The following is a 24874-nucleotide window of genomic DNA, read 5'->3' on the forward strand; positions in this document are numbered from 1 at the left end:
TTTTTTACCTTGCCCTGTCATAATCATGACTTAGTGCCAAATTATTGATTACTTCACATATAGAATCTGCGTGATGTCTAATATAGTCATTTTTAATTTCTATTAAATCTCCTTCGACTACTTTGATTCCCATGTTCTTTAATTCAATTTTTTGCTTCTTATCTAATAATACTTGTTTTGCTCCATCTTTTTTATATTTTTCAAATTGATTGTCAGGTATTATTTCATCATTAGCTATAACATAATCAATCAAATTTTCTTTTGTATGTTTGTTTATAGCTTCAACATGATTCAGTACATTATATCCATCGGTTTCACCTGGTTGTGTCATTACATTAGGAATATATATTTTTGTTGCATTAGTTCCTTTTATAGCTTCAACTACACCTTCTACCAATAAATTTGGTATTATACTAGTATATAAACTGCCTGGACCCATTATAATGTAATCTGCTTCATAAATAGAATTAATCACATCATCTAATGGTTTCGCATCTTTAGGCTCCAAATATACTTCTTCAATTTTGCTTTTTTGTTTCCTTACTTCCTTAGGAATTTTAGATTCCCCTTTGATTATATTTCCATTATTTAATTTAGCAATCAAGTCTATACTTTCTAATGTAACTGGTAAAACCCTACCTGTTATATTAAAAATCTCACTTAATTTGTAAACAGCTGTTTCAAAGTTTCCATATAGACCATTCATAGCTGCTAAAAAAAGGTTTCCAAAACTTTGACCCTTTAGACCACCTTCTTCAAATCTATATTGCATTACTTCTTGCATAGTAGGCTCTGTATTAGCCAGAGCTAACAAGCAGTTTCTTATATCACCTGGCGGTAACATTCCTAGGTCAGATCTCAATACTCCAGATCCTCCACCATCATCAGCAACAGTAACTACTGCAGTGATGTTAGGGGTAATTTTCTTAAGACCTCTTAAGAAAATTGATTGACCTGTTCCTCCTCCAATAACGACTACATGAGCCTTATTATCTTTTATAGTTTTTCTTTCATTATCTTTATCTTTTTTTACTTGTTTTTTTGCTTTTATAAAAAAAGCTATCCCTAGAACTAAAGTTACCATACCTAGAATATCTATAATATAAGCCAAATATTTCATAGCTGCCTCCGCCTATCTTAGCATAAAATCTCTATGCTTCTTAACTACTCTATATCCCTGTTTCATTAGTTCATCGCTTATAAGATTACTTATTGTTACAGATCTATGTCTTCCACCTGTACATCCTATACTTATAACCAAATGGTGTTTACCTTCTTCGATATACTGCGGAACTAAAAAGTTAATCATATCTATTAATTTTTCATAAAATTGATGACTTATATCTGCATCCATAACATAGTCTCTAACTTCTTGGTCTTCACCTGTTTTACTTCTTAATTCATCAACATAATATGGATTGGGCAGGAATCTCACATCAAAAACTAAATCAGAATCTGAAGGTATTCCATGTTTAAATCCAAATGAAACTACAGATATAGTTAAGTTATTATTAACTTCTCCATGTGCATAAATTTTGCTTATTTCTTCCTTAAGGTCCTTAGGTTTCATATTAGACGTATCTATTATACAGTCCGCAATTTCTTTTAATGGTTCCAGTATTGTTCTTTCCATTTTTATACCTTCTGGTATCTGTCTATTAATTGCCAGAGGATGGTTTCTTCTTGTCATTTTATATCTTTTTAATAAAACATCATCAGCACAATCTAAGTACAGCACTTCAAAAGGATATTTATCTTTTCTTAAGGTATTTAAACTTTCATGTAATGCTTCGAAAAACTTTCTTCCTCTTACATCTATTCCTAATGCCACCTTGTCTATAGTTGAATTAGATTGATAACATAATTCAGCAAATTTAGGAATTAAAGTAGGTGGTAAGTTATCTACACAATAAAAGCCCATATCTTCTAAAGCTCTCATCGCTTCACTTTTTCCAGAACCAGAAAGTCCAGTAACTATTATAAACTTCATTTGTAAACTCCCTTTTTATCAAAATTTAATATTTTCTATTAATGATAAGTCAATTTTTGCTTCTTTAATAGTATTTAACGCTAAATCAAAGTTACCTACATTTTGTGGAATATGAGCATCAGAACCTACTATAAACATATTTTCTATATGCTCAATTTTTTTTAATTGATCTACATTTAAAAATTTGTGACTACTATTTATTTCTAACCTAGTGTTTGTTTCTTTTGCAACTTTTGCAACATCTTCTATATATACATCACCCTTGTCTCCAGGGTGTGTAATAACAAATATATCATTATTTTTCATAGCATTTATTATTGCCAGGGTATTATATTCTTTTGATTTATTTGACTTAAAAATATAATTATTAGCATGATTAAATAGACCTTTTAAATTTGTCGGCTTCGATCCAAAGTGATACCCTGCCATAACATAATCTAATACTGCTCCTATTTTATCATCATAATCAATATTTCCTTTATCATCTAATATATTACTTTCTACCCCTAATAGAATTTTAATCTTATTTTTATATTTTTCATTAAGAAAGTCTATTTCTTCTCTCATTTTAAATATACTATCTTTCTTAATTCCATAAGTTAAATGTCCATAGCTATGATCAGATATTCCAAGAGTTTCAATCCCTTTTGAAATAGCTACTTTCACATTATCTTCTATTGTTCCTTTACCATGACTATATATAGTGTGTGTATGATAATCAGCTAGAATTTTCATTTATTAGTCCTCTCCTAGAATTTTAACTTCTTCCTCTAACATTATACCAAATTTAGCATTTACTGTGCTTTTTACTATAAATATTAAATCTAATATATCTTTTGCTGTGGCATCTCCTGAATTGATTACGAATCCACAGTGTTTTTCTGATACTTGTGCACCTCTTAAGCTTAATCCTCTAAGTCCACAATCATCGATTAGTTTTCCTGCAAAATGACCTTCTGGTCTCTTGAAAGTACTTCCTGCACTTGGGAAGTTTAAAGGCTGTTTAGTTGATCTTCTATTAGAATAGTCAGCCATTATATCTTTAATTTCATCAAGGTCTCCTACTTTTAATTCCATTACCGCAGATAAAACTATATAGTTCTTCGTTGATAATATACTTTTTCTATACCCAAATTGCATTTCTTCATTCGATAATTCAAATATATTTCCATCCATATCCATAAGTCTTACACTTTTAACTACTTGTTTCATTTCTCCACCATAGGCACCTGCATTCATTGCTAATGCTCCTCCTAAAGTACCTGGTATTCCTGCTGCAAATTCAAATCCTGTTAATGAACTTTTCATTACATTTCTTCCTAATACAGCAAGTAATGCTCCACTTTGAGCCTTTACTATTGTTCCATCTATTTCAAAATTATTAAAGTTATCTGATAATTCTATAACTATACCTCTTATACCTCCATCTTTTACAAGAAGATTTGAGCCATTTCCTATAACTAAAAATGGTATATTTTCTTTTTTAACAAACTTTATAATTTGACTTAATTCCTCTTCTGTTTTTGGCTTAACTAAAAAGTCTGCTGGTCCTCCAACTTTGAATGAAATATGTTTTTTCATAGGCTCATCAACCTTTATACATTCTTCATCTAATATATTTAATAACTCTCTATATATAAATTCCTTATTCATTTATTTTCCTCCCAAATCATTAGCTTTATTAATCAATAATTGACTTTATCTTACAAATATTTACATAGCATCAAGCTATACGTTTTATCCTTACTTTTAGTATATGCTTTTACTTAAAAAAGGATAAATTTTAATCATAAAATGATTTTACCACATATCTTTATAATATTTAATGAAAATTTCTTAAATACCAAGTACTAAACAAGCGTCTTGATTTTCTACTATATAAGCCTTGCTCTTTTTGTAAAATAAATCATAATCTCATTTAATATTTAAATTTACAATTTGTAAGTCTAATAAAAACAATATTGTGCTAAGTTCTAATTAAAATTAATTTTACATTTCTTAAAGTTGAATCTGGAAAAAATAGGTGATACAATTAAATTAGCATATTTTAACATTGCTATATATAAGATTAATTTAATTGATAAATTTTAATTCATACATCATAAAAAGTCTTCATCATTTTTACTTAATATTTAAGTTTACTAGTTTGCTCAATATTTTCATTAATATTGAGCAAATATTATATTTATCAGTAAAGTATTTTAAAATAAGGGGGATAAACTCATGGAAAAAGAAGTTTTAACCACTTGTCCTTACTGTGGTGCTGGATGTCAATTTTATCTAGTTGTTGATGAAGAAAAAAATCAAATCATAAAAAGCAAACCTGCCCAAGGAAGAACAAATGAAAGTACACTATGCCTTAAGGGACATTATGGATGGGATTTTCTAAATGATCCACAAATTTTAACTCCACGACTTACTAAACCTTTAATCAGAAAAAATGGTGTATTAAAAGAAGTTGAATGGGATGAAGCAATCTCTTATACAGCTTCTAGACTAAATAAAATCAAAGAAAAATATGGCCCAGATTCAATAATGGGAACTGGTTCTGCCAGGGGCCCAGGAAATGAAGCTAACTATATTATGCAAAAGTTCATGAGGGCTGCAGTAGGCACTAATAATGTGGATCACTGCGCTCGTGTTTGACATGCTCCATCTGTAGCCGGTTTGGCTTACTCATTAGGTAGTGGTGCAATGTCTAACTCTATACCTGAAATTGAAGATGCAAATTTATTACTTGTATTCGGATATAATGGTGCCGATTCTCACCCTATAGTTGCAAGAAGAATTGTTAGAGCAAAAGAAAAAGGAGCTAAAATAATAACTGTTGACCCTAGAGTTACAGAAACTGCAAGAATCTCTGATATGCATTTAGCTTTAAAAGGTGGAACTAATATGATTTTAGTTAATGCCTTTGGTAATGTTTTAATAAATGAAAATCTATATGACAAAGACTTCGTAGCAAATCATACTGACAATTTTGAAGAATATAAAAAAATTGTCGCTCCTTATACTCCTGAATATGCAGAAAAATATACTAATATATCAGCTGACGCCATAAGACAAGCCATGAGAGAATATGCAAAGGCAAAAGATTCTATGATTCTATACGGCATGGGTGTTTGTCAATTCTCACAAGCTGTTGATGTAGTTAAAGGTTTAGCTTCTTTGGCTTTACTTACAGGAAACCTAGGAAGACCAAATGTTGGTATTGGACCAGTTCGTGGTCAAAACAATGTTCAAGGCGCTTGTGATATGGGTGCTCTTCCAGATGTTTATCCAGGTTATCAAAAAGTTACTAATCCTCAAATCAGAGAAAAATTCGAAAAAGCTTGGGGTGTTACCCTTCCATCTGAAATAGGTGTTAAATTAACTGAAGTTCCACATGCTGTTTTAGAAGAAAATAAAATAAAGGCTTACTATATATTTGGTGAGGATCCTGTTCAAAGTGATCCAGATGCAGGTGAAGTAAGGGAGGCTTTGGATGCTTGTGAATTTGTCGTTGTACAAGATATATTTATGAACAAAACTGCTCTTCATGCAGATGTTATTTTGCCTGCCACATCTTGGGGTGAACACGATGGTGTTTATTCTTGTGCTGATAGAGGTTTCCAAAGAATTAGAAAAGCTGTAGAACCTAAAGGTGACGTAAAAACTGACTGGGATATTATATGTAGAGTTTCTACTGCCATGGGATATCCTATGAGTTACAATAACACAAAAGAAATTTGGGATGAAATGAGAAGTTTAACTCCTAGCTTCTTCGGTGCAACTTACGAAAAAATAGAAAAACTAGGTTGTGTTCAGTGGCCATGTAGAAGTGAATCTGATGAAGATAAAGGATCTATGTTCCTTCACAAAGATGGTAATTTCTCTACTGATAACGGTAGAGGTAAATTATTTGCAACTGAATGGAGACCTCCTTATGAAATAGAAGATGATGAATATCCTTTTAGTTTATCGACTGTAAGAGAAGTTGGACATTACTCTGTTAGAACAATGACTGGTAACTGTAGAACTCTTTCTCAATTGGAGGATGAACCTGGGTATTTACAAATTAATTATAAAGATGCACAAAAACTTGGTATTACAGATAATGAGATAATTAGAGTAAGTTCTAGAAGAGGTAGTGTATTAACAAGAGCTTTAGTAACAGATAGAGTTCAAGAAGGAGCTACTTATATGACTTATCAATGGTGGGTAGGTGCTTGTAATGAACTTACAATATCTAGTCTTGACCCTATTTCAAAAACTCCAGAATATAAATATTGTGCTGTTAAAGTAGAAAAAATAGAAGATCAAAACTATGCTGAAGAATGCGTAAAAAATACTTATAAAGATTTAAAAGTCAAAATGGGTGTTAAAAATATCTAATCAAGGAGACATTCAATCTGATTTTAATGAATTATTATATTAAAGAAAGGTGAAATAGTATGAAAAATAAATTAGGCTCATTTGTAATTGCTGACTCTAGTAAATGTACTGGTTGTAGAGCTTGTGAAGTAGCTTGTTTTACTACTCACACAAAAAAAAGTAACTCTGTAAGCTATACAGTCGGTACTGTAGAGATTCCTGTAATTCCAAGACTTTATTTAGTTAAAGATGATGATATTTGTATGCCAATACAATGTAGACATTGTGAGGATGCTCCTTGTTTAAATATCTGCGCTGTAAAAGCAATCTCAAGAGTTGATGGTATTGTAATTGTTGATGATGATAAATGTATAGGATGTAAAACTTGCTTACTTGCATGTCCTTTTGGAGCTATCGACTTATTAGCCCAATTTAAAGATAATAAACCTGTTGAGCAAATTGCAATAAATGAAAGCAAAAAAATAGCTTATAAATGTGATTTATGCAAAGATAATGACAAAATAGCTTGTGTAAATGCATGTCCTAATGAAGCTTTAAGACTTGTTACTCCTCTTGAAGATAAAAAAGAGAAAAACATTAAAGCTGCTTTAAATTTATTGTCAGCTACTAAATAGGATAAGGGGGATAAAAGTATGATAGTTAGTATAGATAAAGATTTATGTACAGGATGTCAAGAATGTGTAAAAGTATGTCCTGCCTTTGCAATTGAAGGAGAAGCTGGCAAGCCACAAAAAATAAATGAAGACCGTTGTGTAGTTTGTGGTCAGTGCGTTCAGGTTTGTAAGTCTTATGCCTCTATTATTGATCATGGTGAAGAACTTATAGAAAATAAAAAATCTGAAAGAAAGTTGCCTGAAATAATTAATGAACCTCTATTTGCTGCAAATAATGTATGTGATGTGGATAGAGTAAAAGAAGCTTTAAAAGATTCTAGTAAAATAACTATGGTTCAATGTGCCCCTGCTGTTAGAGTGGCTCTTGGTGAAGACTTTGGAATGGAATTAGGTTCTTTAACTCCAGGTAAAATGGCTGCTGCGTTAAAAGCTCTTAAATTTGATAAGGTTTATGATACAAACTTTGCAGCAGACTTAACTATTATGGAAGAAGGAAATGAGTTAATTAAAAGAGTTACAACTGGCGGAACTTTACCAATGTTCACATCTTGTTGTCCTGCTTGGGTTAAGTTTTTAGAAGATAATTATCCTGAGTTAACAGACCACTTATCTACTTGTAAATCGCCACAGCAAATGGCTGGTGCTGTTTTCAAAACTTATGGAGCAGAAATTAATAATATTGAAGCAAAAGATATTTATAGTGTTTCTATTATGCCTTGTACATGTAAGAAATTTGAATGTGATAGACCAGAAATGAAATCTAGCGGATACAGAGATGTTGATGTTGTTTTAACTACTAGAGAGTTAGCATACTTAATAAAAGATGCTGGTATTAATTTTAATACTCTCGAAGAAAGTGAGTTTGAAACTCCTTTAGGAATATACACTGGTGCTGGTACTATATTTGGTGTTACTGGTGGTGTTATGGAAGCTGCTCTTCGTACTGGTTACGAAGTTATAACTGGAGATAAAATTCCAAGTATAGATATACCTGCAGTTAGAGGATCAGAAAGTTTCAGAACTGCAGAAATAAAAATTGGAGATTTAACATTGAATGTCGGTATTGTTACAGGACTTAAAAATGTTGTCCCTGTTTTAGAAGATTTAAAGGCTGGTAAACTAAACCTAGATTTTATAGAGGTCATGACTTGCCCTGTAGGATGTGTAAGTGGTGGTGGTCAACCTAAGTTATTATTAGAAGAGTATAGAGAATTAGCTTATAAAAATAGAGCAGATGCTACTTATAATCATGATAAAAACTTACCTCTTAGAAAATCTCATGAAAATCCAGAAATAACTAAGATATATGAGGATTTCTTGAAAGAGCCTTTAGGAAGTGTGTCTCATCATTTACTACACACTAAATATTGTATAGGAAAGGAAGTGGCTAACTAAATGAATTATTTTGTTATAGCCGACCCACTAAAATGTATCGGATGTAGAACTTGTATGATAGCTTGTGTAGTTGAACACAGCAATAAAGATATATTCTATCAAGATCCAAAAGATATAAATTTTAATCCAAAATTAGAAGTGGTAAAAAATGCTCAAGTCAGTGCTCCTATACAATGTAGACAGTGTGAAGATGCTCCTTGTGCAAAAGCTTGTCCTCATAATGCTCTTACAAAAGAAGATAATTCCATAGTTGTTAATGAGGAAAAATGTATCGGATGTAAAAACTGCATGTTAGCATGTCCTTTTGGTGCCATTAATTTAAATGACACAGAAAAAGGAAAACTAGTTAATTTAGAAAATATTCCAAATGATAAATTATTTTGTATAGAAAAAATGGTAGCTAATAAGTGTGACCTTTGTAAAAATTCAGATGAAGGCCCTGCTTGTGTAAGAGTATGCCCAACCTCTGCATTTAAAATTGTAACAGAGGAGGATTTGTCTCAATCTATAAAAAATAAAAGAAAATCTGCCACTATCAAATTATAATATAATTTTTTCCATAAATAAAAAAATACTACCTTTCTTAATTTAAAGGTAGTATTTTTATATCTTAAATTATATTTTTATTTATGACTGTTGTTTAGAAACTTGCTTTTCTTCTTTTAAGTATGAGTTTTGGTACAAGAATGGTATTATTATAGCTCCTCCAAGTATATTACCTATTGTTACAAATACTAAATTTTTTATTAATGCAGCCATAGTAACCTTAGCTCCTAATAACATTCCCATTGGTATAAAGAACATGTTTGCCACGCTATGCTCAAATCCGCATAGTACAAATAGCATTATTGGGAACCAACAAGCAAACAATTTTGATATTACATCTTGAGCAGATGCTGCAATCCATACTGCTAGTACAACTAAAATATTACACATTATTCCCCTAAATATTAATGCCATAATATCTAAAGATGCTTTACTCTCAGCTATTGCTATAGCTTTTGTTCCTGCATCTCCACCTAAAACACCACCATAAAATACTATTAGTGCTAAAAATACAGATCCAACTAGGTTAGCTACCCATACGACTCCCCAGTTTCTAAACATTTGTGATAAAGTAATTTTTTTGTTCATAACAGCTAATGTCATTAAGTTGTTTCCAGTAAATAATTCTGCTCCTGCAACAACTACTAATATAAGTCCAACAGGGAAAACTGCTGCACCAGCAAACTTAGCCAAACCTGGGTCTATATTACCTAAAGTTTGACTTATTATTGTGTTAGCCAGTCCCCCAAATCCTATGTACATGCCTGCTAAAATACCTAAATAAATCATTGCTGATGTTTTTAAGTTGGCTTTCCCAACTCCAACATTTACCATTGCATTAGCTATTTCCTTGGGTGTCAAAAATCTTTTTTCCATAAAAGTAACCCCCTCTTACAAGTTTATTGCCTTATATTAATTATAGCAATATTTAACAGAAATAATTAGTTTTCGAACATGTATACATTATTCTTAATGCCAAAATAAGTTCTTAATATTTTTTATTATATGAGCCTATAACAAAAATAAAACTGATACAATTAAAGTATTATATAAGTGACACAATATAATTTTTCTCTACATTTATCTATATCTTATATTTATATATTTCTTATTTGGAGGTTTTTTTAATGACAAATTTCAACGAAAAAAATAATAATTATTTGGCTAATTATGAATACGATTATTCTTTTGAATTCCCTTTGATAAGGGTAAATCATTTAGACAGTACTAAAATTAGCGATACGGTTGTTGCAGAATTTCCACTCGGGTTAGTTATTAATGGAAAATACGAAAACACCTTTTTATGTTCTCCTTATAAACTAAAAGAATTAGTTGTTGGATATTTATGTTCTAGAAATTTGATTAGTCGTAAAGAAGATATTTTAAACTTTGAAATAAATCATGGTAAAAAAATTGCTTATGTAAACATCGATGAGCCTATAGTTAATGATGATGAAAATACCCTTTATCTAAATGACTATGATTTTCTAAAAACTAATCCTATTTGTAATGATAATTTAAAAATAAGCGTCAGTAGCATATATGAGACAATGGAAAATAATCTAAATTTTTCTCAACTATTCAAAAATACTGCTGGTGTTCATTGTATTGGTATTTATGAAAATAATAAACTAGTAATTGCTTGTGAAGATGTGGCTAGACATAATGCCATGGATAAAGCCATAGGCCACTGTATATTAAACGATATTCCACTTGATAATAAAGTTATATTTGTCAGTGGTAGACTTTCTTTTGAAATGGTAAAAAAAGCTGCGAGAGTCAAGGTACCTGTCATTGTCGCTAAATCTGCTACTACAAGTTTAGTAATAGAAACTGCTCAAAAATTAAATATTACTTTAGTAGGCTTTGTTCGAGGCAAAAAAATGAATATTTATACTAATCCCTATAGAATATTGTTCGAATAAAATAAAGAAGGACTGTATTCTTATAAATAATCAGTCCTTCTTTATTTCATAATGAAAATATACTCATATATTTTTATCATGCAATTATAAGTATTATTTTATATAAACCACTTCTCCCATATTTTCTAAATTATATCCCCCTAAACTTTTAACTTTGTTTATAAAAGATTCTTTATTTATTGTGCTTAATAGAGAATTTATATATTTACTATTTAACATATCTTTTTTCAATAATAAATCATACTCTTCTTCACAAATTGGTATAAAATCTAAATCAAAAATATGAGCTGCAGAGTATACCCCAAGACCACAGTCTGCATCTCCATTTTCTATAGCTTTTGCTAAAGACATGTGAGTAAACTCTTCCCTTTCATACCCATTAATATCATCCTTATTAATATTATTTTTCTTTAGAAGATAATCAAATAAAATTCTTGTTCCTGATCCCTTTTGTCTGTTTATATATCTCACATTAATTAAGTCATTTACTGACTTAATATTTAATGGATTCCCTTTCTTTACTATTATTCCTTGTGTTCTTTTTACTAATTTAATTAAAGCTACATCTTCTTCTAAATATTTATTTATAAACGGTATATTATAAGTTTCACTTTCAACGTCAAATAAATGTATTGGTGCTATATGGCTTTCACCTTTTATTATTGATAATAAACCTTGGAAACTACCTACATGAGTAGAGCTTAAATGAACTTTACCAAAAGACTCTTTAATTAATTCATCATTAATAATATCCATAACTATATCATGACTTCCTATAGATATAATAGTATTATTTATTTCACTTATATCTTTTAATAATTCTATATCTACCTTTTCTCCTTCGTTTATACCTTCTACATTTTGAGAAATCCTTATAACACCATCTGCATTTACCAAAGTTGTTATAGTACCTGCACCTCTTTTTATTGGAGTTGCTACATATTTATTATTAATTAGCCCTAACTTTACTCTAACAAATTCTTCATATTTTAAAGTACTCATAACTCTTTTACTTAATGTTGCTTCAATTTTTTCCTTTTCCTTAACTTCTTTATATATAGATTTCCTAATTACTGGCTTTACGATATTTTCCATAACTACCCACGCAGAAACTGGATATCCTGGTATTCCAACTACAGCTTTATTATTTATTTTACCTAAAATAGCAGGCTTACCTGGTTTTATTGCTAGGCCATGAATACAAACTTCACCAAGCTCTTCAATTATGTCATAAGTAAAATCTTCTCTTCCTTGAGATGATCCTGCATTAATAAGAACCATGTCACATTCTTCTAGTGCTCTTAATACACTAGTTTTTATCTTTTCATAATTATCTTCTACTATAGGATATATAATTGGAACTGCTTCATATTCTAGTATTAATCCTTCAAACAGTCTAGAATTAAACTCTATTATATCTCCAATTTTAGGAGTTTCATGTCTATCGATTAGTTCAGTCCCTGTAGGGATTATTCCTACTTTAAACTCTTTAAATACTTGTATTTTATCTATCTTGCCACTTATCATTGAACCAATATCTTGTGGTCTTATTGTATGAAAAGATGGAATAATCATTTCTTTTTCTACCACATCTTCACCTAGGCATCTTATATGTTGCCAAGGTATAGCAGGCTTAATTATTTTCACACTATTATCTTCTTTTTCTAGTAAATCTTCAACCATGATTACTGCGTCAAATTCCTTTGGTATAGGGTCGCCTGTATCAACTACTATGTAATCTTTACTTTCTTCCAGCGTAATCATATTTTGTTCATTTGCTAAAAATGTTGATTCAGCTTTTACTGCTATTCCATCCATTGCTGAACAGTTATAAAAAGGCGCAGATAAATTTGCATAAATCGCTTCACTACTCATTCTATTAAGTGATTTTTCTACATCAATGTACTCCGTATCTCTAACTTTATTGATATCTAAGAACTTACAATATTTTTCTATTCCTTCTTGTAAAGGTATATTTGATAAATATTTCCCCATGATACTCCCCCTTTAATTAAAATAAATTCACTTTTACAATTTCACCCTTATGTATACCTTCTAATTCTCTATCTATCTTCAAATATCCATCGCAATTTGCAAAATGTTTAATCACGCTTGATTTTGCAAATATTGGTACGCATATTATTTTTCTACTTTCTTCTTTTATATCTACAGCTATATATTCTTCTCTTCCTTTTGATTTATGATAATTGTAAGCAAACTCACATAAAATAATCCTATTATCCTTCTTAGCATTAAACAAAGATAATATAAATGGCTTAACTATAGCTTCTACAACGAATCCACATGAAAGCGGATGACCCGGTAAACCTAATATTAATTTATCATTAACACTTGCTACTATTGTAGGCTTTCCTGGCTTTATCGCAATCCCTTCTATTAATACTTTACTATTTTCAAATGATTCAATTGCCCTTATAGTTTCATCTTTTTTCCCAACAGAGCTACCACCGGATATTAATACCATATCACATTCATTTATAGCCTTATCCATTAATTCTATTATTTCTTCTAAGTTATCTTTTGCAGGAGGGTAAATTATAGGTTCACATGAAATTTTACTTAATTGCCCATAAAGCATATAAGAGTTAATGTCTTTTATTTTTGCATCTCTTATCCCCTCATCTAGATCTAATATTTCATCACCGGTAGAGATTATACCTACAACTACTTTTTTATAGACTGGTATACTATTTATATTCGCTCCTGCTAATACACCTATATCCCTTTCATTTATAAGATGTCCTTTTTCATAAATTCTTTCTTTTTCTTTTATATCCTCACCTATCTCCACAATATTATCATTTAACGATACACCCTTCTCAATTAATACAGTATCCTCACCTAGCTTTTCAGCATACTCTATCATAACTACACCTTCAGCATTAACCGGCACCATTCCACCAGTAGGTACATATACAGCTTCTTCTGAATCTAATATTTTGTTACATATTTCCCCCATATAACTTTCTCCTATTAAATTCAACGGTACTGGATTTGATTCACTTGCTAAAAAAACATCCTTTGCTAATACTGCATATCCATCTACTAAAGACTTCCTAAAATGTGGAACATTAATTTCTGATTCTATATCTTGACTAACATATCTATTTACACTATTAAAAAAACTAACTTTTTCCTCACTTAATTTAAATGAAAAGTTTTCTTTCATTACATTAAGCGCCTCTTTAGTGCTTACTACATCAAATAGCTTCATATTCCTCTCCCTTAAACTTTAATTTTCAACTAATTTAATTAATTCTTCTAATTCTTTTTTTGTTAGTATATCTTTATTTATTAAAAATCTACAAAACCCTAATTTATCGAATATATTTTCTTCTTTTTTAGTTACCTTTTTTGAATTATGATCTATTTTATATTCATTTGGATTTTTAATTATATTATCAGCTAATTTATAAATATCTTCTTCACCATCAAAAAATTTTGTAAATGTAATACTATCCATACCATACTCATTACAAACATTATCAATTACTTCAGCTCTTTTATTGTCTATTCCCCTCTTTGTCAATTTTTGTATTGATGTACTTTTGCAGTTTATATTACATCCATAGCAGTTATTTTCATCCAAAAAATATGAATTTAAATCATCTTTGTTTAATCTATCATTTATTTTTTCATTAATATTATTTAAAATAATTTCATCATGTGAATTCAAAGATTCTTGTTTTTTTACCACAATAGCTTTAAGATTTTTCTCTCCCATAATTTTACCTAAACCATCTTTACCACAAGATTTTTTTTCTCCAAACATTATTTTAGAAAAATCTAGTTTATGAGCCCCTGCTGTAGATATACTAGACACCTCTATATTTTCTTCTCCCAATATTTTCTTTATAATATCTTTGCTATCTTTATAACTCATAAAAAAAATTTCTTCAGCATCATAAATTTTGACCGAGTTCTTATTAATATAAATAAACACAGGCATATCTGATTTTCCTTTAATCCTAATTAAATCATAGTTATTACATTTTAAATAATGAGAAAAATAACCACCAGCCTTTGATTTTATATTTTTTGTACAGACTTCAATTCTATTAACACCAATAATTTGATATCCACTTAATAAAGATGTAGAAAAGATTAAATCATCATTTTCACTAGTTATGTCATCATTTTCTATATAACTTGTATTTATTTCTTTAGATTCTAAATTTACTGTTAATTGTCTTTTCAAATAACTACCTCCACAAAGATTTAGCATAATTATAATATTCTACTTTTATTTAAAAAAACCTTGTCTCTAAATGTAGAAATTTAAAGACAAGGCTCGTAATCATATATTATTCAAATACAAAGAATAAAGGTTCTCCATATTCTTTAACTCCATATTCTTTTATTTGATTTTGTATATCTTCTGATTTATAGTACTCCACTAATTTATTTGTTATTCCTTCTTTATCTTTATCTAAATCACTTATTGTTACAATACTATAAACATTTTTCAAGCTATCATCAGCATCTTTTACTACTTCTAAATCTAAGTTATCTCTAGTTGCTAAAAAAGTACCTATATCAGTTAAGCAATATGCTTTCATTTCACTTGCCATTTGTAAAGTAGCTGCCATTCCTTTACCTACTTCATTATAGTTTTCAAAATCATTTTTTGATCCACTTTCTTCCCATAAACTTTTTTCTTTAGTATGAGTTCCTGATTCATCTCCCCTAGATGTAAATACTAAATTATTATCACTTATGTATTTGAATGCTTGTGAAGCGCTTAATTTAGATATTTTTTCATTATTTGGATCATCTTTTGGCCCAACTATTATAAAGTAATTATACATTATTTCAGTTCTATCAATTCCATATCCTTCTTTTATAAAATCCTCTTCTTTTTGTTTAGCATGTACAAATAATATGTCTGCATCTTTTGATTTCCCAAGTTCTAAGGCCTCTCCTGTACCTTTTGCTACAACATTTACTTTCACTCCATTTTCTTCTTCAAAACCTTTTAATGTCTCAGCTAAAAATCCTGTATCATCTAAACTTGTTGTTGTTACTAATGTTAATTCTTGTGCTGTAGATGCTTCATCTTTATTTTTATCATCAGTACTCGTAGAAGAACACCCTACCATAGAAATAGAAATCATTACCGCCGTAATAATACTTATAATACCCTTCTTCATCAAAACTCCCCCTTAAATTAAAAATTTTATCTATAGAAAAATTATAAAAATTTGTCTATCTAGTAAATTTAACTACATAATCTTATCAAAAAATTCTACTGGGTTATATATTCCAATTAAATTCAAATTTTCCATAAATATAATTTTTTCTCCAATTTTTCTTGCTTGTATAAAATCATGTGTAACTAGTACAATAGCTCGATTTTCTTTTTTTAGCTGTCTAATTTTTTTTTCTACAAGTTCTCTCGTTTCAAAGTCTAAACTTGCCATGGGCTCATCCAATAAAATATAATCTTTATTCAATAATAAGGTTCTTATAAATTGAGCTTTTGCTTGTTCTCCTCCAGAGAGCTTTCTAACATCTACATTTAGTTTATTTTCTAATTTAAACTCACTTATTAAATCTTTTAATTGATTTCTATTTAATAAATTTTTATTGCTACTATATTTGTAAATATAATTAAAATTTTCTTCCAAAGTTCCTCTTAAAAAACAAGGTTTTTGAGGGTTATATGCTATATAATTTTGACATATTTCCGATGAAAAACCATTTGATTCTATATCTATTTCTCCATTATCATGACTTGTTAGATTATATAGTATTTTTAATAAAGTACTCTTACCACTTCCATTATGACCTAAGATAGTGTAAATACATCCTTTTTCAATTTCTAAACTATCTATTTTTAATGGTTTCTGATATTTAATTTGTTTTTCTATATTTTTTATTTTTATCATAAATCCGCTCCAAGTTATTCATCTCGTTGTAATCTTCTAATAAAATAAGTCGATACAAATGAAATAGATATTAGTATTGCTGCTATCATTAAAGATTCATCAAAATTTCCCATTGATGTAGACTGTGCTATATAAGTGGTCATAACCCTTGTTTTTCCTCTTATATTGCCTCCTACTAACATTACCGCTCCTACTTCTGATATTCCCCTACCAAAAGTCGCTATAATAACAGTTATTATATGATATCTTATTTCTCTTATAAAAATAAGAATAGTATCTTTTTTACCAACCTGAAGTATTTTGCATGTATCTAATATCTCTTTACCAAATTTATTTAAACAGTCTAGTGTTAAACTCATACAAATGGGAATTAATAAAAAAACTTGAGCTACTATCATTGCTTGCGATGTAAACAGTAATTGAAATTTTCCTAAAAGGCCTTGTCTTGATAACAATATAAATACTATTAACCCCATAATAACTGGAGGAGTACTCATTAATGAATTTACTATCGTAGTAATAGTTTTCTTAAAAGGAAAATTATTTAAATATATAATTATACTAAAAAAAACCCCAACTATAGTAGCTATACATGTTGCTATTACGGTGACATACAATGATCTAGTTACAATTTCAATTACTTCAATAACTTCCATTATGATATCCTCTCCTGATTATAAAATAGTAGTAATATAATTATAACACTATCTTTTGATGTCCCAAACATTATCATACATTATTTACCATTTTTATTTATTTTTATATATTCCAATGGAGTTATTCCATAAATTTTTATAAAACTTTTATTTAAATGACTCAAATCATAAAACTCATATTTACTTACTAATGTATTAATATCAAGACCATTATACAAATCATTCCTTATATTTTCAATTTTACAATCTAAGATATATCTATAAGGTGTTATCCCAGTCTCCTTTTTAAATATGCGTAGAAAGTAAAATTTAGATAAGTGTACATTCTCACAAAGTTCCTCAATTGTTAGTTTCCTTTTTATATTGTCATTTATATACTTTATGGATTTAGTGACATATGGATTACTATAAAATTTACTATCTGGCATGATTTAAATTTATACCCCTTCCTTAAAATAGTGAAAGTTGCTAAATCCATTAGTCTTAACTATAATTATATATTATAAAAGAATTTTAGTTTTAATATATAAAATATATTCTCTAATTCCTTATGTTAATAATATTAAACTCATTATATAAAAGATCTATAATAAGCATTTTATTTTGCAAAATATCCCCCTTTGATAATAAAACTTTAATCACTTCACTTACCTGAATAGATGCTATATTAGCAGGAGTAAAAGATGGATTTCCAAGTTTATTTTCTATTCCAATATAATCACGTTTATATATTTTATTTAATGTATCATCACCAGGCATAATTGTGCATACTTGCCCAAACCATCCTCCTATAGCTCCGTGTACTAATGGTATACTTAATTTTTTACAATATTTTTGAAGTAAAAATCTACTTTCAATATTATCTAATGCATCAACTACTACATTATGATGTCTTATTATTTCCATTCCATTCTCTTCACTAAATCCTTCTTCTATTATGGTTACATTTATATCTGAGTTTATATTATTAACCCTAACCTTAGCCTCTTTTGACTTGCTATACCCCAAATTCCTTTCAGTTGAAAGAATTTGCCTATTTAAGTTACTTTCATCAAATATATCCATATCTACAACAGTTAAGTGACCAATTCCTATTCTCGCCAGCATTTCAACTATATATCCACCTAAACCACCACAACCTATTATACAAACTCTAAAATCTTTTAACTTTTCATTTTCATCAGGTGTAAGAGTTGATATATTTCTTAAGTATCTTTTTTTCATATCCTTAACCTCCTCCAACAGGTGGAAATATTGATATAACGTCCCCATCATTCAACATTCTATCACTGTTACCATCTCTTCCATTTAAAAGCATAATTGCCACTTCATTTTCATCTATATTTAATATATTGATAATATCTAATATGGTTGTATTCTCATTTATTTTTATTTTTTGTTTTTTCTCTCTACCTTCTCTGAAAGTAGCAAATAATCTTACCTCTACTTCCATAAATTCACCTCCTTCAACAGTAATAACCCCTAAATATATTAGGGGTTATTACCTTAAATTATAGTCCAAGTCTGTCAATTTATAATATTAATGGCTAGCAAGTTGCTCCAGCCTCAATATTACCAATGTATTCATCTAATCCTAATTTTTTAAGTGTATCTTCAGTAGGAACTCCATTTTCATCCCATCCTCTAACACTATAGTATTCAGGTAATAATATATCTAATTCATATATTTCACCCTTAGTTGGCCCTGCAACTATAGGATCATTTAATAATCTTTCTGGTAATGTATCTTGAGATTTATCTATGCCTGCTTTTATATTAAATATTTTTTCTAATGTCCATATTCTATCTCCAGCTTCTAATAATGTCTCTGGAGTATAAATATCACCACAAACTGCATTATACATTTCTGTATAGTCAGGAAGTCCTAGTCCAAATGTAGTAAATATACAAAGTCCCATAGAATCTATTACTGCAGTTAAATCATGGAATACCTTAGCATAAGCTGGCTTTCCTTCTAGTGCTAATCTATCTAATTTTTCTGGTACTCCAAGTATTTCTGGATTTATCATATATCCTTTAATATGACATCCACCTCTATTATTTACAGCATAAGTTATACCATGGCCTTTTACTCCTCTTGGATCATAAGCTGGCAATTCTTGTTTCTTAACTGTCATTGAATATTGAGTTGCATTGTAACTTTCACATAATCTATATGAACCTTCAGCTAGTTTATCTCCAAATCCTTCTCTAAGTCCCATCTTTTTAGTCCAAGCAACCATTGATTCAACATCTCCCCAATTTAGAGATAATCCATCAGCTACTAATTCTTCATCTTTTATATATCCTCTTTGATATAACTCCATAGCCGCTGCTATCGTAGCACCTGCAGAAATTGTATCTAACCCATATTCGTTACAAAGCTCATTAGCTCTATTTATTGCATCTAAATCATAAATATCACAGTCTGAACCAAAAGACCATAAAGTTTCATATTCCGGTCCTCCAACTTCTCTACCATCATTTAATTTTACCCATCTACCACAAGCTATCGGACATCTATAACATGGATTTTTTTTAACTAAACAATTTTCTGTCATAGCTTCTCCACTTATTAAATCAGCTTTTTCAGTATAAGATTCTTGGAAATTTCTAACTGGATGTATACCATTCTCATTTATTATATTAACAAGTACAGCGGTACCATAAGTAGGAAGTCCTCCACCTGCAACTGGGTCATTTTTTAATATATTGACTTTATCAGCATTTACTTTTTTAACCAATTCAGAATCAGCTACTTCTACTTTTTTACTTCCTTTAACTACTACTGCTTTTACATTTTTAGAACCCATTACAGCTCCAACTCCGCCTCTACCAGCAGCTCTATCCACATCGTTCATTATTGCTGCCATTGGTGATAATTTCTCTCCCGCTGGTCCAATACACATTACATTTGTTCCAGGATGTGCTTCTGTTAATGCATCTGTTACTTCAGAAGATACCATTCCCCAGTATTTTTCAGCATCTTTAATTTCTACTGTTTCATCATCTATATATAAGTAAACTGGCTTTTCTGATTTGCCTTCCATTATTATCATATCGTATCCAGTTGATTTAAATTTAACTCCCCATTTACCACCTGAATTTGATATAGCTATAGTACCTGTTAAAGGTGCTTTTGTTACAACCATATATCTTCCTGAAGTTGGCATTGGAGCCCCTGTCAATGGTCCTGTAGCTATAATTAATTTATTATCTTCACTCAATGGATCTACTTTAGGATCTACCTCGTCAATAAAAGTTTTTACACCTAATCCCCTAGCCCCTATATACTTTTGAGCTAACTCTAAGTTTAATTCTTCTACTTTAACTTCCTGAGTAGAGAAATTAACTCTTAATACTTTTCCAACATATCCATTCATAGCATTTCCCCCTTAAACTTATTTAATATTTTTTGCTAAACCAGTTATGACTTCTTATCCATTACTTGAGATCTAAAATAAAAAACCATCATGTAAAAAGTATTATAATACCTTTTAAATGATGGCTTTTTCACACAAATAAATTCTATTTGGAAAATAGACAGTATTATAATTCTACTATCTCCTTTCCATTGGGAGGCATAAAAATTTCTAATTATACCCTACTGTTTTACTAACCATAGATAGACCTTAGGTTTGGTAAAATCGGAGAATTTCATATTCACTTTATACTTTAAATGTAGTACATATATTTTTAATTGTCAATATATTTCGAATATTTATTTAATACCTTATCCTCAGCAAGGAATTAGACATGTCAAAAAATTTAGTTATTTTCTTGCACATTCGCTAGCAGATCCTTTTAATATATCAATACCATGATTTAAAGCAGGCATTATGCATTCCATACTTTCTTTTACAGCTTTCGGACTTCCTGGCATATTTATTATTAAGGTTTCTTTTCTTATAACAGATACTCCTCTACTAAGCATTGCTTTCTTTGTAAATTGCATGCTATAACTTCTGATTGCTTCTGATATTCCTGGTACAAGTTTTTCAGCTATTTCTAATGTTGCCTCAGGAGTATTATCTCTTTTCGAAAAACCTGTTCCTCCAGTAGTTAAAATTAAATCTACCTTATTTTCATCACAAAGTTGTTTCATTTCACTTGAAATTGTATCTTTATCATCAGGTAATACTTTGTAATAAACTACTTGGTATCCAAAACTAGAAACTATTTCTTTTATTTGTGGACCACTTTCATCAACTCTTTCTCCTTTTGATCCTTTATCACTAGCTGTTATTATTCCTACTCTATACATACTACTCTCCCTCTATTAAAATTTCATCACCTGGTTTTATTACTCCACCATGCAACACTTTTGCAAATATACCTTCTCTTGGCATTATACAATCACCCATTTTCTTAAATATTTCGCATCCTTGATGACATTTCTTACCTATCTGAGTGATTTCTAAAATTACATCATTACATTTAAATATAGTTCCAACTGGTATGGTTCTAAGGTCATATCCTTCTACAACTAAATTTTCTCCAAAAGCTCCTGACTTGACACCTGCTCCCAATTCATTAAAAGCTACAACCTTTTCATGAGATAGTAAACTTACTTGTCTATGCCATTTACCAGCATGAGCATCTCCTTGTATACCAAAATCTTCAATAAAAATTCCCTCATCTACGCTTTTCTTTTGTACACCTTTTTTTTCACTTAGACATACCGCAATAATTTTTCCCATTGTTCTTCTCTCCTTATCCCCCAATTTGTACCATATTTTTATTTTCTACATTTTCTATATTACTATCATGATAAAAGTTATGCCCTAGTGGTTTGTTTCTTATGGCATGGTATATCATGTTTTCTAACTCTTTATCTGTAATATCACTTCTTATAGGCTCTTTTAAATCTATGCCTTTATTATAATGCAAGCATAATTTTAAAAATCCATTTGCTGTAAGTCTTACTCTATTACAGGTTTCACAAAATTCATTACTAATAGCACTAATTAAACCAATATATCCTTTAAATTTGTCGTTTTTATAATATACTGCTGGGCCATTTCCTCTCTTTTCTTTTACTTTTTTAAATGAACCATACTCATCTTCTAGTAAACCTAGTATTACTTCATTCGAAATTCCTGTGTAATTTTTGCCGTATCCTATAGGCATTAATTCAATAAATCTTACATCTATATTATTATTTTTAGAATAAGCCGCTATTTTAACTATTTCTGATAAATTATTTTCTTTTATTGCTAAACAATTTATTTTAACCCTTACACCTAAATCAATAAGCTTTTCTATTGCCATAGAAACATTTTCGTATTTATCACGTCTTGTTATCTTAAGAAATTTATCTCTATTTAAAGTATCTAAACTTATATTAATCGCATCTATTCCTGCTTCATATAATTGATCTGCCATTTCATATAACAACACTCCATTAGTTGTTATAGTTACTTCATCTATACCATTAATTCCTTTTATTTCTTTTATTAAATCAATTATATCTTTTCTTACTAAAGGTTCACCTCCAGTAATTTTAATTTTCTTTATTCCTAAATTTGCAATACATTTACAAATTCTGATAATCTCATCATAAGATAAAATTTCTTCATGAGAAATATTTTCTATACCTTCCTCCGGCATACAGTAGACACACCTAAGATTACATCTATCTGTAACTGATATTCTCATATACTCTATTTTTCTATTTAGTTTATCTATCATAAACATCCCCCACTTATAGATTAAATTTTTATGAATCTATTTATTGCTCATAACTTTTCATATAATCTAGTATTTTTTCAGTTATAAAGTCTATATTATTTAAATCTATTATATTATAATTTCCGTCTATAACCTTTAAATCCGATAATATACCTATTAAGTTTTTTTTACTACATACGGATTTGCTTGAATTTCCTTTTCTCACAATTTCTAATTTAGGATAGTCAGAAGCTTTAAATCCTTCTAATAAGATAATATCAGCTTCAGGAAATAGTTTAATAAAATATGTCTCATCAACAGATTTTTCTTCTTTTATTATCATGAATTTATTATTAGAAAATATAGCAGTGCCATAAGCTCCTGCTTTTTTATGTTCATATGTATCTGTTCCAACTTCATCACCTTGAAAATCATGTCCATCATGTTTTATAGTGGCAACCTTATATCCTTTTTCACAAAGCTTAGGTATAAGTTTTGTAATTAATGTAGTTTTACCAGAGTTTTTACACCCGCTAATTGCTAATAAAAATGGTTTCTTGCCCATATTAACCTCTCCTATATAAGTATAATATCTACTTCATCTCCTTTTAAAAGCTGTTTTGTTCCAGGTTTTATATCTATCAAACAGTTGCATCCTAGCATAGAAGACATTATACCTGGCGAATGTCCTCCCTCAGGTAGATAAACTTTATTGTTTTTATAAATTCCTCTTACAATTCTTCTTCCTTTACTAGACTTTAGAAAATCATCCTCCATAATAGATTTTACTCTTATTTGTTTTAAATCTATATCTCCAGTTAATTTATAAATTAATTCTTTTCCCATGATTTCAAAAGTAGCTATAGCTGCAAATGGATTACCTGATAAGGATATTATTGGTTTGTTTTTATAAATAGAGTATATTGCAGGTGTTCCCGGTTTCATCTTAACTCTCCAAAATAATCTGTTAGCATTTATTGTTTTTATAACTTCATGCATTATATCTTTTTTACCAACAGAAACTCCTCCTGTAGTTATAATTACATCTACTTTATCTATTAAGTTATATATTTCTTCACTTACATAATGGACTTCATCTGATATAATCTTAGAACTAACTATTTCACATCCAAAATCCAAAAGCCTCATTGAAATAGCAACTCTATTACTATCATAAATTTTTCCTTTGCCTAAAGTTTGACCGACACTAATAATTTCATCACCTGTACTAATTATTCCGACCTTTGGTTTTCTTTGTACTAATACTTGTGTAATTCCCATAACAGCTAATAAGCCAATATGTATATATGTTAATTTTTCACCTTTAGAAATCAGTTTACTTCCTTTTTTTACGTCCTCACCAGCAAAACAATAATTCTCGTATCTTTTTAGTTCAGAATAGATTTCAACTTCATTCATATCATAATTAGTGCTTTCCTGTCTAATTACACAGTCTGCCCCCTCTGGTATTTCAGCACCTGTCATTATTCTAATAGCTTGCTTATTCTTCAATATAGTATTTATGTCACCACCAGCAAAGACCTCATCTACAACCTTTAATTTAATTGGGTTGTCTTTGCTTGCACCCAATGTATCTTCTGATTTTAATGCATATCCGTCAAGGGGCGATCTATTGAAAGGCGGTTGATTTATTGGTGCATAAATATCTTGTCCTATTATTCTTCCCCTAGCTTCTTCTATATTTACTTTTTCTGTATTACTTATTTGATTCACTGACTCACCTATAATTTGCAAAGCAAGTTCTAACTCAATATTCTCCATAGATAATCTCCTT

At 29.5% G+C, this 24874-nt stretch carries 25 protein-coding genes and 1 riboswitch; of the genes, 5 read left to right on the forward strand and 20 right to left on the reverse strand.

Annotated elements, in window-relative coordinates; all coding sequences use genetic code 11:
* Positions 1-4: 4 nt before the first annotated feature.
* The 4 genes from QX51_RS13285 to murB are packed head-to-tail and all read right to left on the reverse strand — an operon-like array spanning position 5 to position 3643.
* Positions 5-1120 (reverse strand): gluconeogenesis morphogenetic factor MgfK, encoded by a 1116-nt coding sequence (locus QX51_RS13285; protein ID WP_039680383.1) that lies wholly within the window; start codon positions 1118-1120, stop codon positions 5-7.
* A 12-nt stretch (positions 1121-1132) separates the two neighbouring features.
* A complete protein-coding gene (rapZ, locus tag QX51_RS13290; RefSeq protein WP_039680384.1) occupies positions 1133-1990 on the reverse strand; it encodes an RNase adapter RapZ in 858 nt (285 codons plus the stop codon).
* 18 nt (positions 1991-2008) lie between these two features.
* Positions 2009-2725, reverse strand: a complete 717-nt coding sequence (locus QX51_RS13295; protein ID WP_039680385.1) for a PHP domain-containing protein — start codon at positions 2723-2725, stop codon at positions 2009-2011.
* 3 nt (positions 2726-2728) lie between these two features.
* Positions 2729-3643: a UDP-N-acetylmuramate dehydrogenase gene (gene murB / locus QX51_RS13300; RefSeq protein WP_039680386.1), complete on the reverse strand. Its 915-nt coding sequence runs from the start codon at positions 3641-3643 to the stop codon at positions 2729-2731.
* Positions 3644-4213: 570 nt separating this feature from the next.
* Here murB and fdhF point away from each other — a divergent pair.
* Genes fdhF through QX51_RS13325 form a run of 4 tightly spaced genes read left to right on the forward strand, consistent with a single transcriptional unit; the run spans position 4214 to position 8919 of the window.
* Positions 4214-6364 carry a formate dehydrogenase subunit alpha gene (gene fdhF, locus QX51_RS13310; RefSeq protein WP_082007839.1) on the forward strand — a complete coding sequence of 717 codons (2151 nt, stop codon included), beginning with the start codon at positions 4214-4216 and terminating at the stop codon, positions 6362-6364.
* Positions 6365-6423: 59 nt separating this feature from the next.
* Positions 6424-6978: a 4Fe-4S dicluster domain-containing protein gene (locus tag QX51_RS13315; protein ID WP_039680389.1), complete on the forward strand. Its 555-nt coding sequence runs from the start codon at positions 6424-6426 to the stop codon at positions 6976-6978.
* Between the two features lie 18 nt (positions 6979-6996).
* Entirely contained in the window at positions 6997-8373 is a 1377-nt protein-coding gene (locus QX51_RS13320) for a [FeFe] hydrogenase, group A (protein ID WP_039680390.1), read from the forward strand.
* Positions 8374-8919 carry a 4Fe-4S dicluster domain-containing protein gene (locus QX51_RS13325; RefSeq protein WP_039680391.1) on the forward strand — a complete coding sequence of 182 codons (546 nt, stop codon included), beginning with the start codon at positions 8374-8376 and terminating at the stop codon, positions 8917-8919.
* A gap of 81 nt (positions 8920-9000) precedes the next feature.
* Here QX51_RS13325 and QX51_RS13330 read toward each other — a convergent pair whose 3' ends face one another.
* On the reverse strand, positions 9001-9795 hold the full coding sequence (locus tag QX51_RS13330) for a formate/nitrite transporter family protein (RefSeq protein ID WP_039680392.1): 795 nt from the start codon (positions 9793-9795) through the stop codon (positions 9001-9003).
* 251 nt (positions 9796-10046) lie between these two features.
* On the opposite strand from QX51_RS13330, the gene fdhD reads away from it, so the two are divergent.
* Complete coding sequence (gene fdhD / locus QX51_RS13335) at positions 10047-10844, forward strand: formate dehydrogenase accessory sulfurtransferase FdhD (RefSeq protein WP_039680393.1); 798 nt, start codon at positions 10047-10049, stop codon at positions 10842-10844.
* A gap of 93 nt (positions 10845-10937) precedes the next feature.
* Here fdhD and QX51_RS13340 read toward each other — a convergent pair whose 3' ends face one another.
* The 15 genes from QX51_RS13340 to QX51_RS13410 form a co-directional block, all read right to left on the reverse strand.
* Positions 10938-12839, reverse strand: a complete 1902-nt coding sequence (locus tag QX51_RS13340; protein WP_039680394.1) for a molybdopterin biosynthesis protein — start codon at positions 12837-12839, stop codon at positions 10938-10940.
* A 16-nt stretch (positions 12840-12855) separates the two neighbouring features.
* A complete protein-coding gene (locus QX51_RS13345) occupies positions 12856-14079 on the reverse strand; it encodes a molybdopterin molybdotransferase MoeA (protein ID WP_039680395.1) in 1224 nt (407 codons plus the stop codon).
* Positions 14080-14097: 18 nt separating this feature from the next.
* Positions 14098-15063, reverse strand: a complete 966-nt coding sequence (locus tag QX51_RS13350) for an aldehyde ferredoxin oxidoreductase N-terminal domain-containing protein (RefSeq protein WP_039680396.1) — start codon at positions 15061-15063, stop codon at positions 14098-14100.
* Positions 15064-15169: 106 nt separating this feature from the next.
* Positions 15170-16015 (reverse strand): ABC transporter substrate-binding protein, encoded by an 846-nt coding sequence (locus tag QX51_RS13355; protein WP_039680397.1) that lies wholly within the window; start codon positions 16013-16015, stop codon positions 15170-15172.
* Positions 16016-16087: 72 nt separating this feature from the next.
* Positions 16088-16753 carry an ABC transporter ATP-binding protein gene (locus tag QX51_RS13360; RefSeq protein ID WP_039680398.1) on the reverse strand — a complete coding sequence of 222 codons (666 nt, stop codon included), beginning with the start codon at positions 16751-16753 and terminating at the stop codon, positions 16088-16090.
* A gap of 14 nt (positions 16754-16767) precedes the next feature.
* Positions 16768-17409 (reverse strand): ABC transporter permease, encoded by a 642-nt coding sequence (locus QX51_RS13365; RefSeq protein WP_052233055.1) that lies wholly within the window; start codon positions 17407-17409, stop codon positions 16768-16770.
* A gap of 80 nt (positions 17410-17489) precedes the next feature.
* Positions 17490-17837 (reverse strand): helix-turn-helix transcriptional regulator, encoded by a 348-nt coding sequence (locus QX51_RS21820; RefSeq protein ID WP_052233056.1) that lies wholly within the window; start codon positions 17835-17837, stop codon positions 17490-17492.
* Positions 17838-17949: 112 nt separating this feature from the next.
* On the reverse strand, positions 17950-18633 hold the full coding sequence (locus QX51_RS13375; protein WP_039680400.1) for a HesA/MoeB/ThiF family protein: 684 nt from the start codon (positions 18631-18633) through the stop codon (positions 17950-17952).
* 4 nt (positions 18634-18637) lie between these two features.
* Complete coding sequence (locus QX51_RS13380; protein WP_039680401.1) at positions 18638-18862, reverse strand: MoaD/ThiS family protein; 225 nt, start codon at positions 18860-18862, stop codon at positions 18638-18640.
* A gap of 94 nt (positions 18863-18956) precedes the next feature.
* Complete coding sequence (locus QX51_RS13385; protein ID WP_039680402.1) at positions 18957-20792, reverse strand: aldehyde ferredoxin oxidoreductase family protein; 1836 nt, start codon at positions 20790-20792, stop codon at positions 18957-18959.
* A 165-nt stretch (positions 20793-20957) separates the two neighbouring features.
* A riboswitch (molybdenum cofactor riboswitch) is annotated at positions 20958-21074 on the reverse strand.
* 107 nt (positions 21075-21181) lie between these two features.
* Positions 21182-21673: a MogA/MoaB family molybdenum cofactor biosynthesis protein gene (locus QX51_RS13390; protein ID WP_039680403.1), complete on the reverse strand. Its 492-nt coding sequence runs from the start codon at positions 21671-21673 to the stop codon at positions 21182-21184.
* 1 nt (position 21674) lies between these two features.
* Positions 21675-22109 (reverse strand): MOSC domain-containing protein, encoded by a 435-nt coding sequence (locus tag QX51_RS13395; RefSeq protein WP_039680404.1) that lies wholly within the window; start codon positions 22107-22109, stop codon positions 21675-21677.
* A gap of 13 nt (positions 22110-22122) precedes the next feature.
* The gene (gene moaA, locus QX51_RS13400; protein ID WP_039680405.1) at positions 22123-23100 is read right to left on the reverse strand and encodes a GTP 3',8-cyclase MoaA; all 978 of its coding nucleotides are present in this window, start codon (positions 23098-23100) and stop codon (positions 22123-22125) included.
* Between the two features lie 40 nt (positions 23101-23140).
* A complete protein-coding gene (mobB, locus tag QX51_RS13405) occupies positions 23141-23644 on the reverse strand; it encodes a molybdopterin-guanine dinucleotide biosynthesis protein B (protein ID WP_039680406.1) in 504 nt (167 codons plus the stop codon).
* Between the two features lie 11 nt (positions 23645-23655).
* Positions 23656-24861, reverse strand: coding sequence for a molybdopterin molybdotransferase MoeA (locus tag QX51_RS13410; protein WP_039680407.1), 1206 nt, complete (start codon positions 24859-24861; stop codon positions 23656-23658).
* Positions 24862-24874: the final 13 nt, after the last annotated feature.

It is taken from the genome of Terrisporobacter othiniensis (assembly GCF_000808015.1).
GTDB lineage: Bacteria > Bacillota > Clostridia > Peptostreptococcales > Peptostreptococcaceae > Terrisporobacter > Terrisporobacter muris.

Coding starts and splice junctions, on each gene's coding strand:
- QX51_RS13410 (WP_039680407.1), bottom strand. CDS start 24,861: ATGGAGAATATTGAGTTAGAACTTGCTTTGCAAATTATAGGTGAGTCA.
- QX51_RS13295 (WP_039680385.1), bottom strand. CDS start 2,725: ATGAAAATTCTAGCTGATTATCATACACACACTATATATAGTCATGGT.
- QX51_RS13315 (WP_039680389.1), top strand. CDS start 6,424: ATGAAAAATAAATTAGGCTCATTTGTAATTGCTGACTCTAGTAAATGT.
- QX51_RS13385 (WP_039680402.1), bottom strand. CDS start 20,792: ATGAATGGATATGTTGGAAAAGTATTAAGAGTTAATTTCTCTACTCAG.
- QX51_RS13390 (WP_039680403.1), bottom strand. CDS start 21,673: ATGTATAGAGTAGGAATAATAACAGCTAGTGATAAAGGATCAAAAGGA.
- rapZ (WP_039680384.1), bottom strand. CDS start 1,990: ATGAAGTTTATAATAGTTACTGGACTTTCTGGTTCTGGAAAAAGTGAA.
- QX51_RS13285 (WP_039680383.1), bottom strand. CDS start 1,120: ATGAAATATTTGGCTTATATTATAGATATTCTAGGTATGGTAACTTTA.
- QX51_RS13380 (WP_039680401.1), bottom strand. CDS start 18,862: ATGGAAGTAGAGGTAAGATTATTTGCTACTTTCAGAGAAGGTAGAGAG.
- QX51_RS13330 (WP_039680392.1), bottom strand. CDS start 9,795: ATGGAAAAAAGATTTTTGACACCCAAGGAAATAGCTAATGCAATGGTA.
- QX51_RS13340 (WP_039680394.1), bottom strand. CDS start 12,839: ATGGGGAAATATTTATCAAATATACCTTTACAAGAAGGAATAGAAAAA.
- QX51_RS13365 (WP_052233055.1), bottom strand. CDS start 17,409: ATGGAAGTTATTGAAGTAATTGAAATTGTAACTAGATCATTGTATGTC.
- fdhD (WP_039680393.1), top strand. CDS start 10,047: ATGACAAATTTCAACGAAAAAAATAATAATTATTTGGCTAATTATGAA.
- QX51_RS13325 (WP_039680391.1), top strand. CDS start 8,374: ATGAATTATTTTGTTATAGCCGACCCACTAAAATGTATCGGATGTAGA.
- mobB (WP_039680406.1), bottom strand. CDS start 23,644: ATGGGCAAGAAACCATTTTTATTAGCAATTAGCGGGTGTAAAAACTCT.
- QX51_RS13360 (WP_039680398.1), bottom strand. CDS start 16,753: ATGATAAAAATAAAAAATATAGAAAAACAAATTAAATATCAGAAACCA.
- QX51_RS13355 (WP_039680397.1), bottom strand. CDS start 16,015: ATGAAGAAGGGTATTATAAGTATTATTACGGCGGTAATGATTTCTATT.
- QX51_RS13320 (WP_039680390.1), top strand. CDS start 6,997: ATGATAGTTAGTATAGATAAAGATTTATGTACAGGATGTCAAGAATGT.
- moaA (WP_039680405.1), bottom strand. CDS start 23,100: ATGATAGATAAACTAAATAGAAAAATAGAGTATATGAGAATATCAGTT.
- QX51_RS21820 (WP_052233056.1), bottom strand. CDS start 17,837: ATGCCAGATAGTAAATTTTATAGTAATCCATATGTCACTAAATCCATA.
- QX51_RS13375 (WP_039680400.1), bottom strand. CDS start 18,633: ATGAAAAAAAGATACTTAAGAAATATATCAACTCTTACACCTGATGAA.
- QX51_RS13395 (WP_039680404.1), bottom strand. CDS start 22,109: ATGGGAAAAATTATTGCGGTATGTCTAAGTGAAAAAAAAGGTGTACAA.
- QX51_RS13345 (WP_039680395.1), bottom strand. CDS start 14,079: ATGAAGCTATTTGATGTAGTAAGCACTAAAGAGGCGCTTAATGTAATG.
- murB (WP_039680386.1), bottom strand. CDS start 3,643: ATGAATAAGGAATTTATATATAGAGAGTTATTAAATATATTAGATGAA.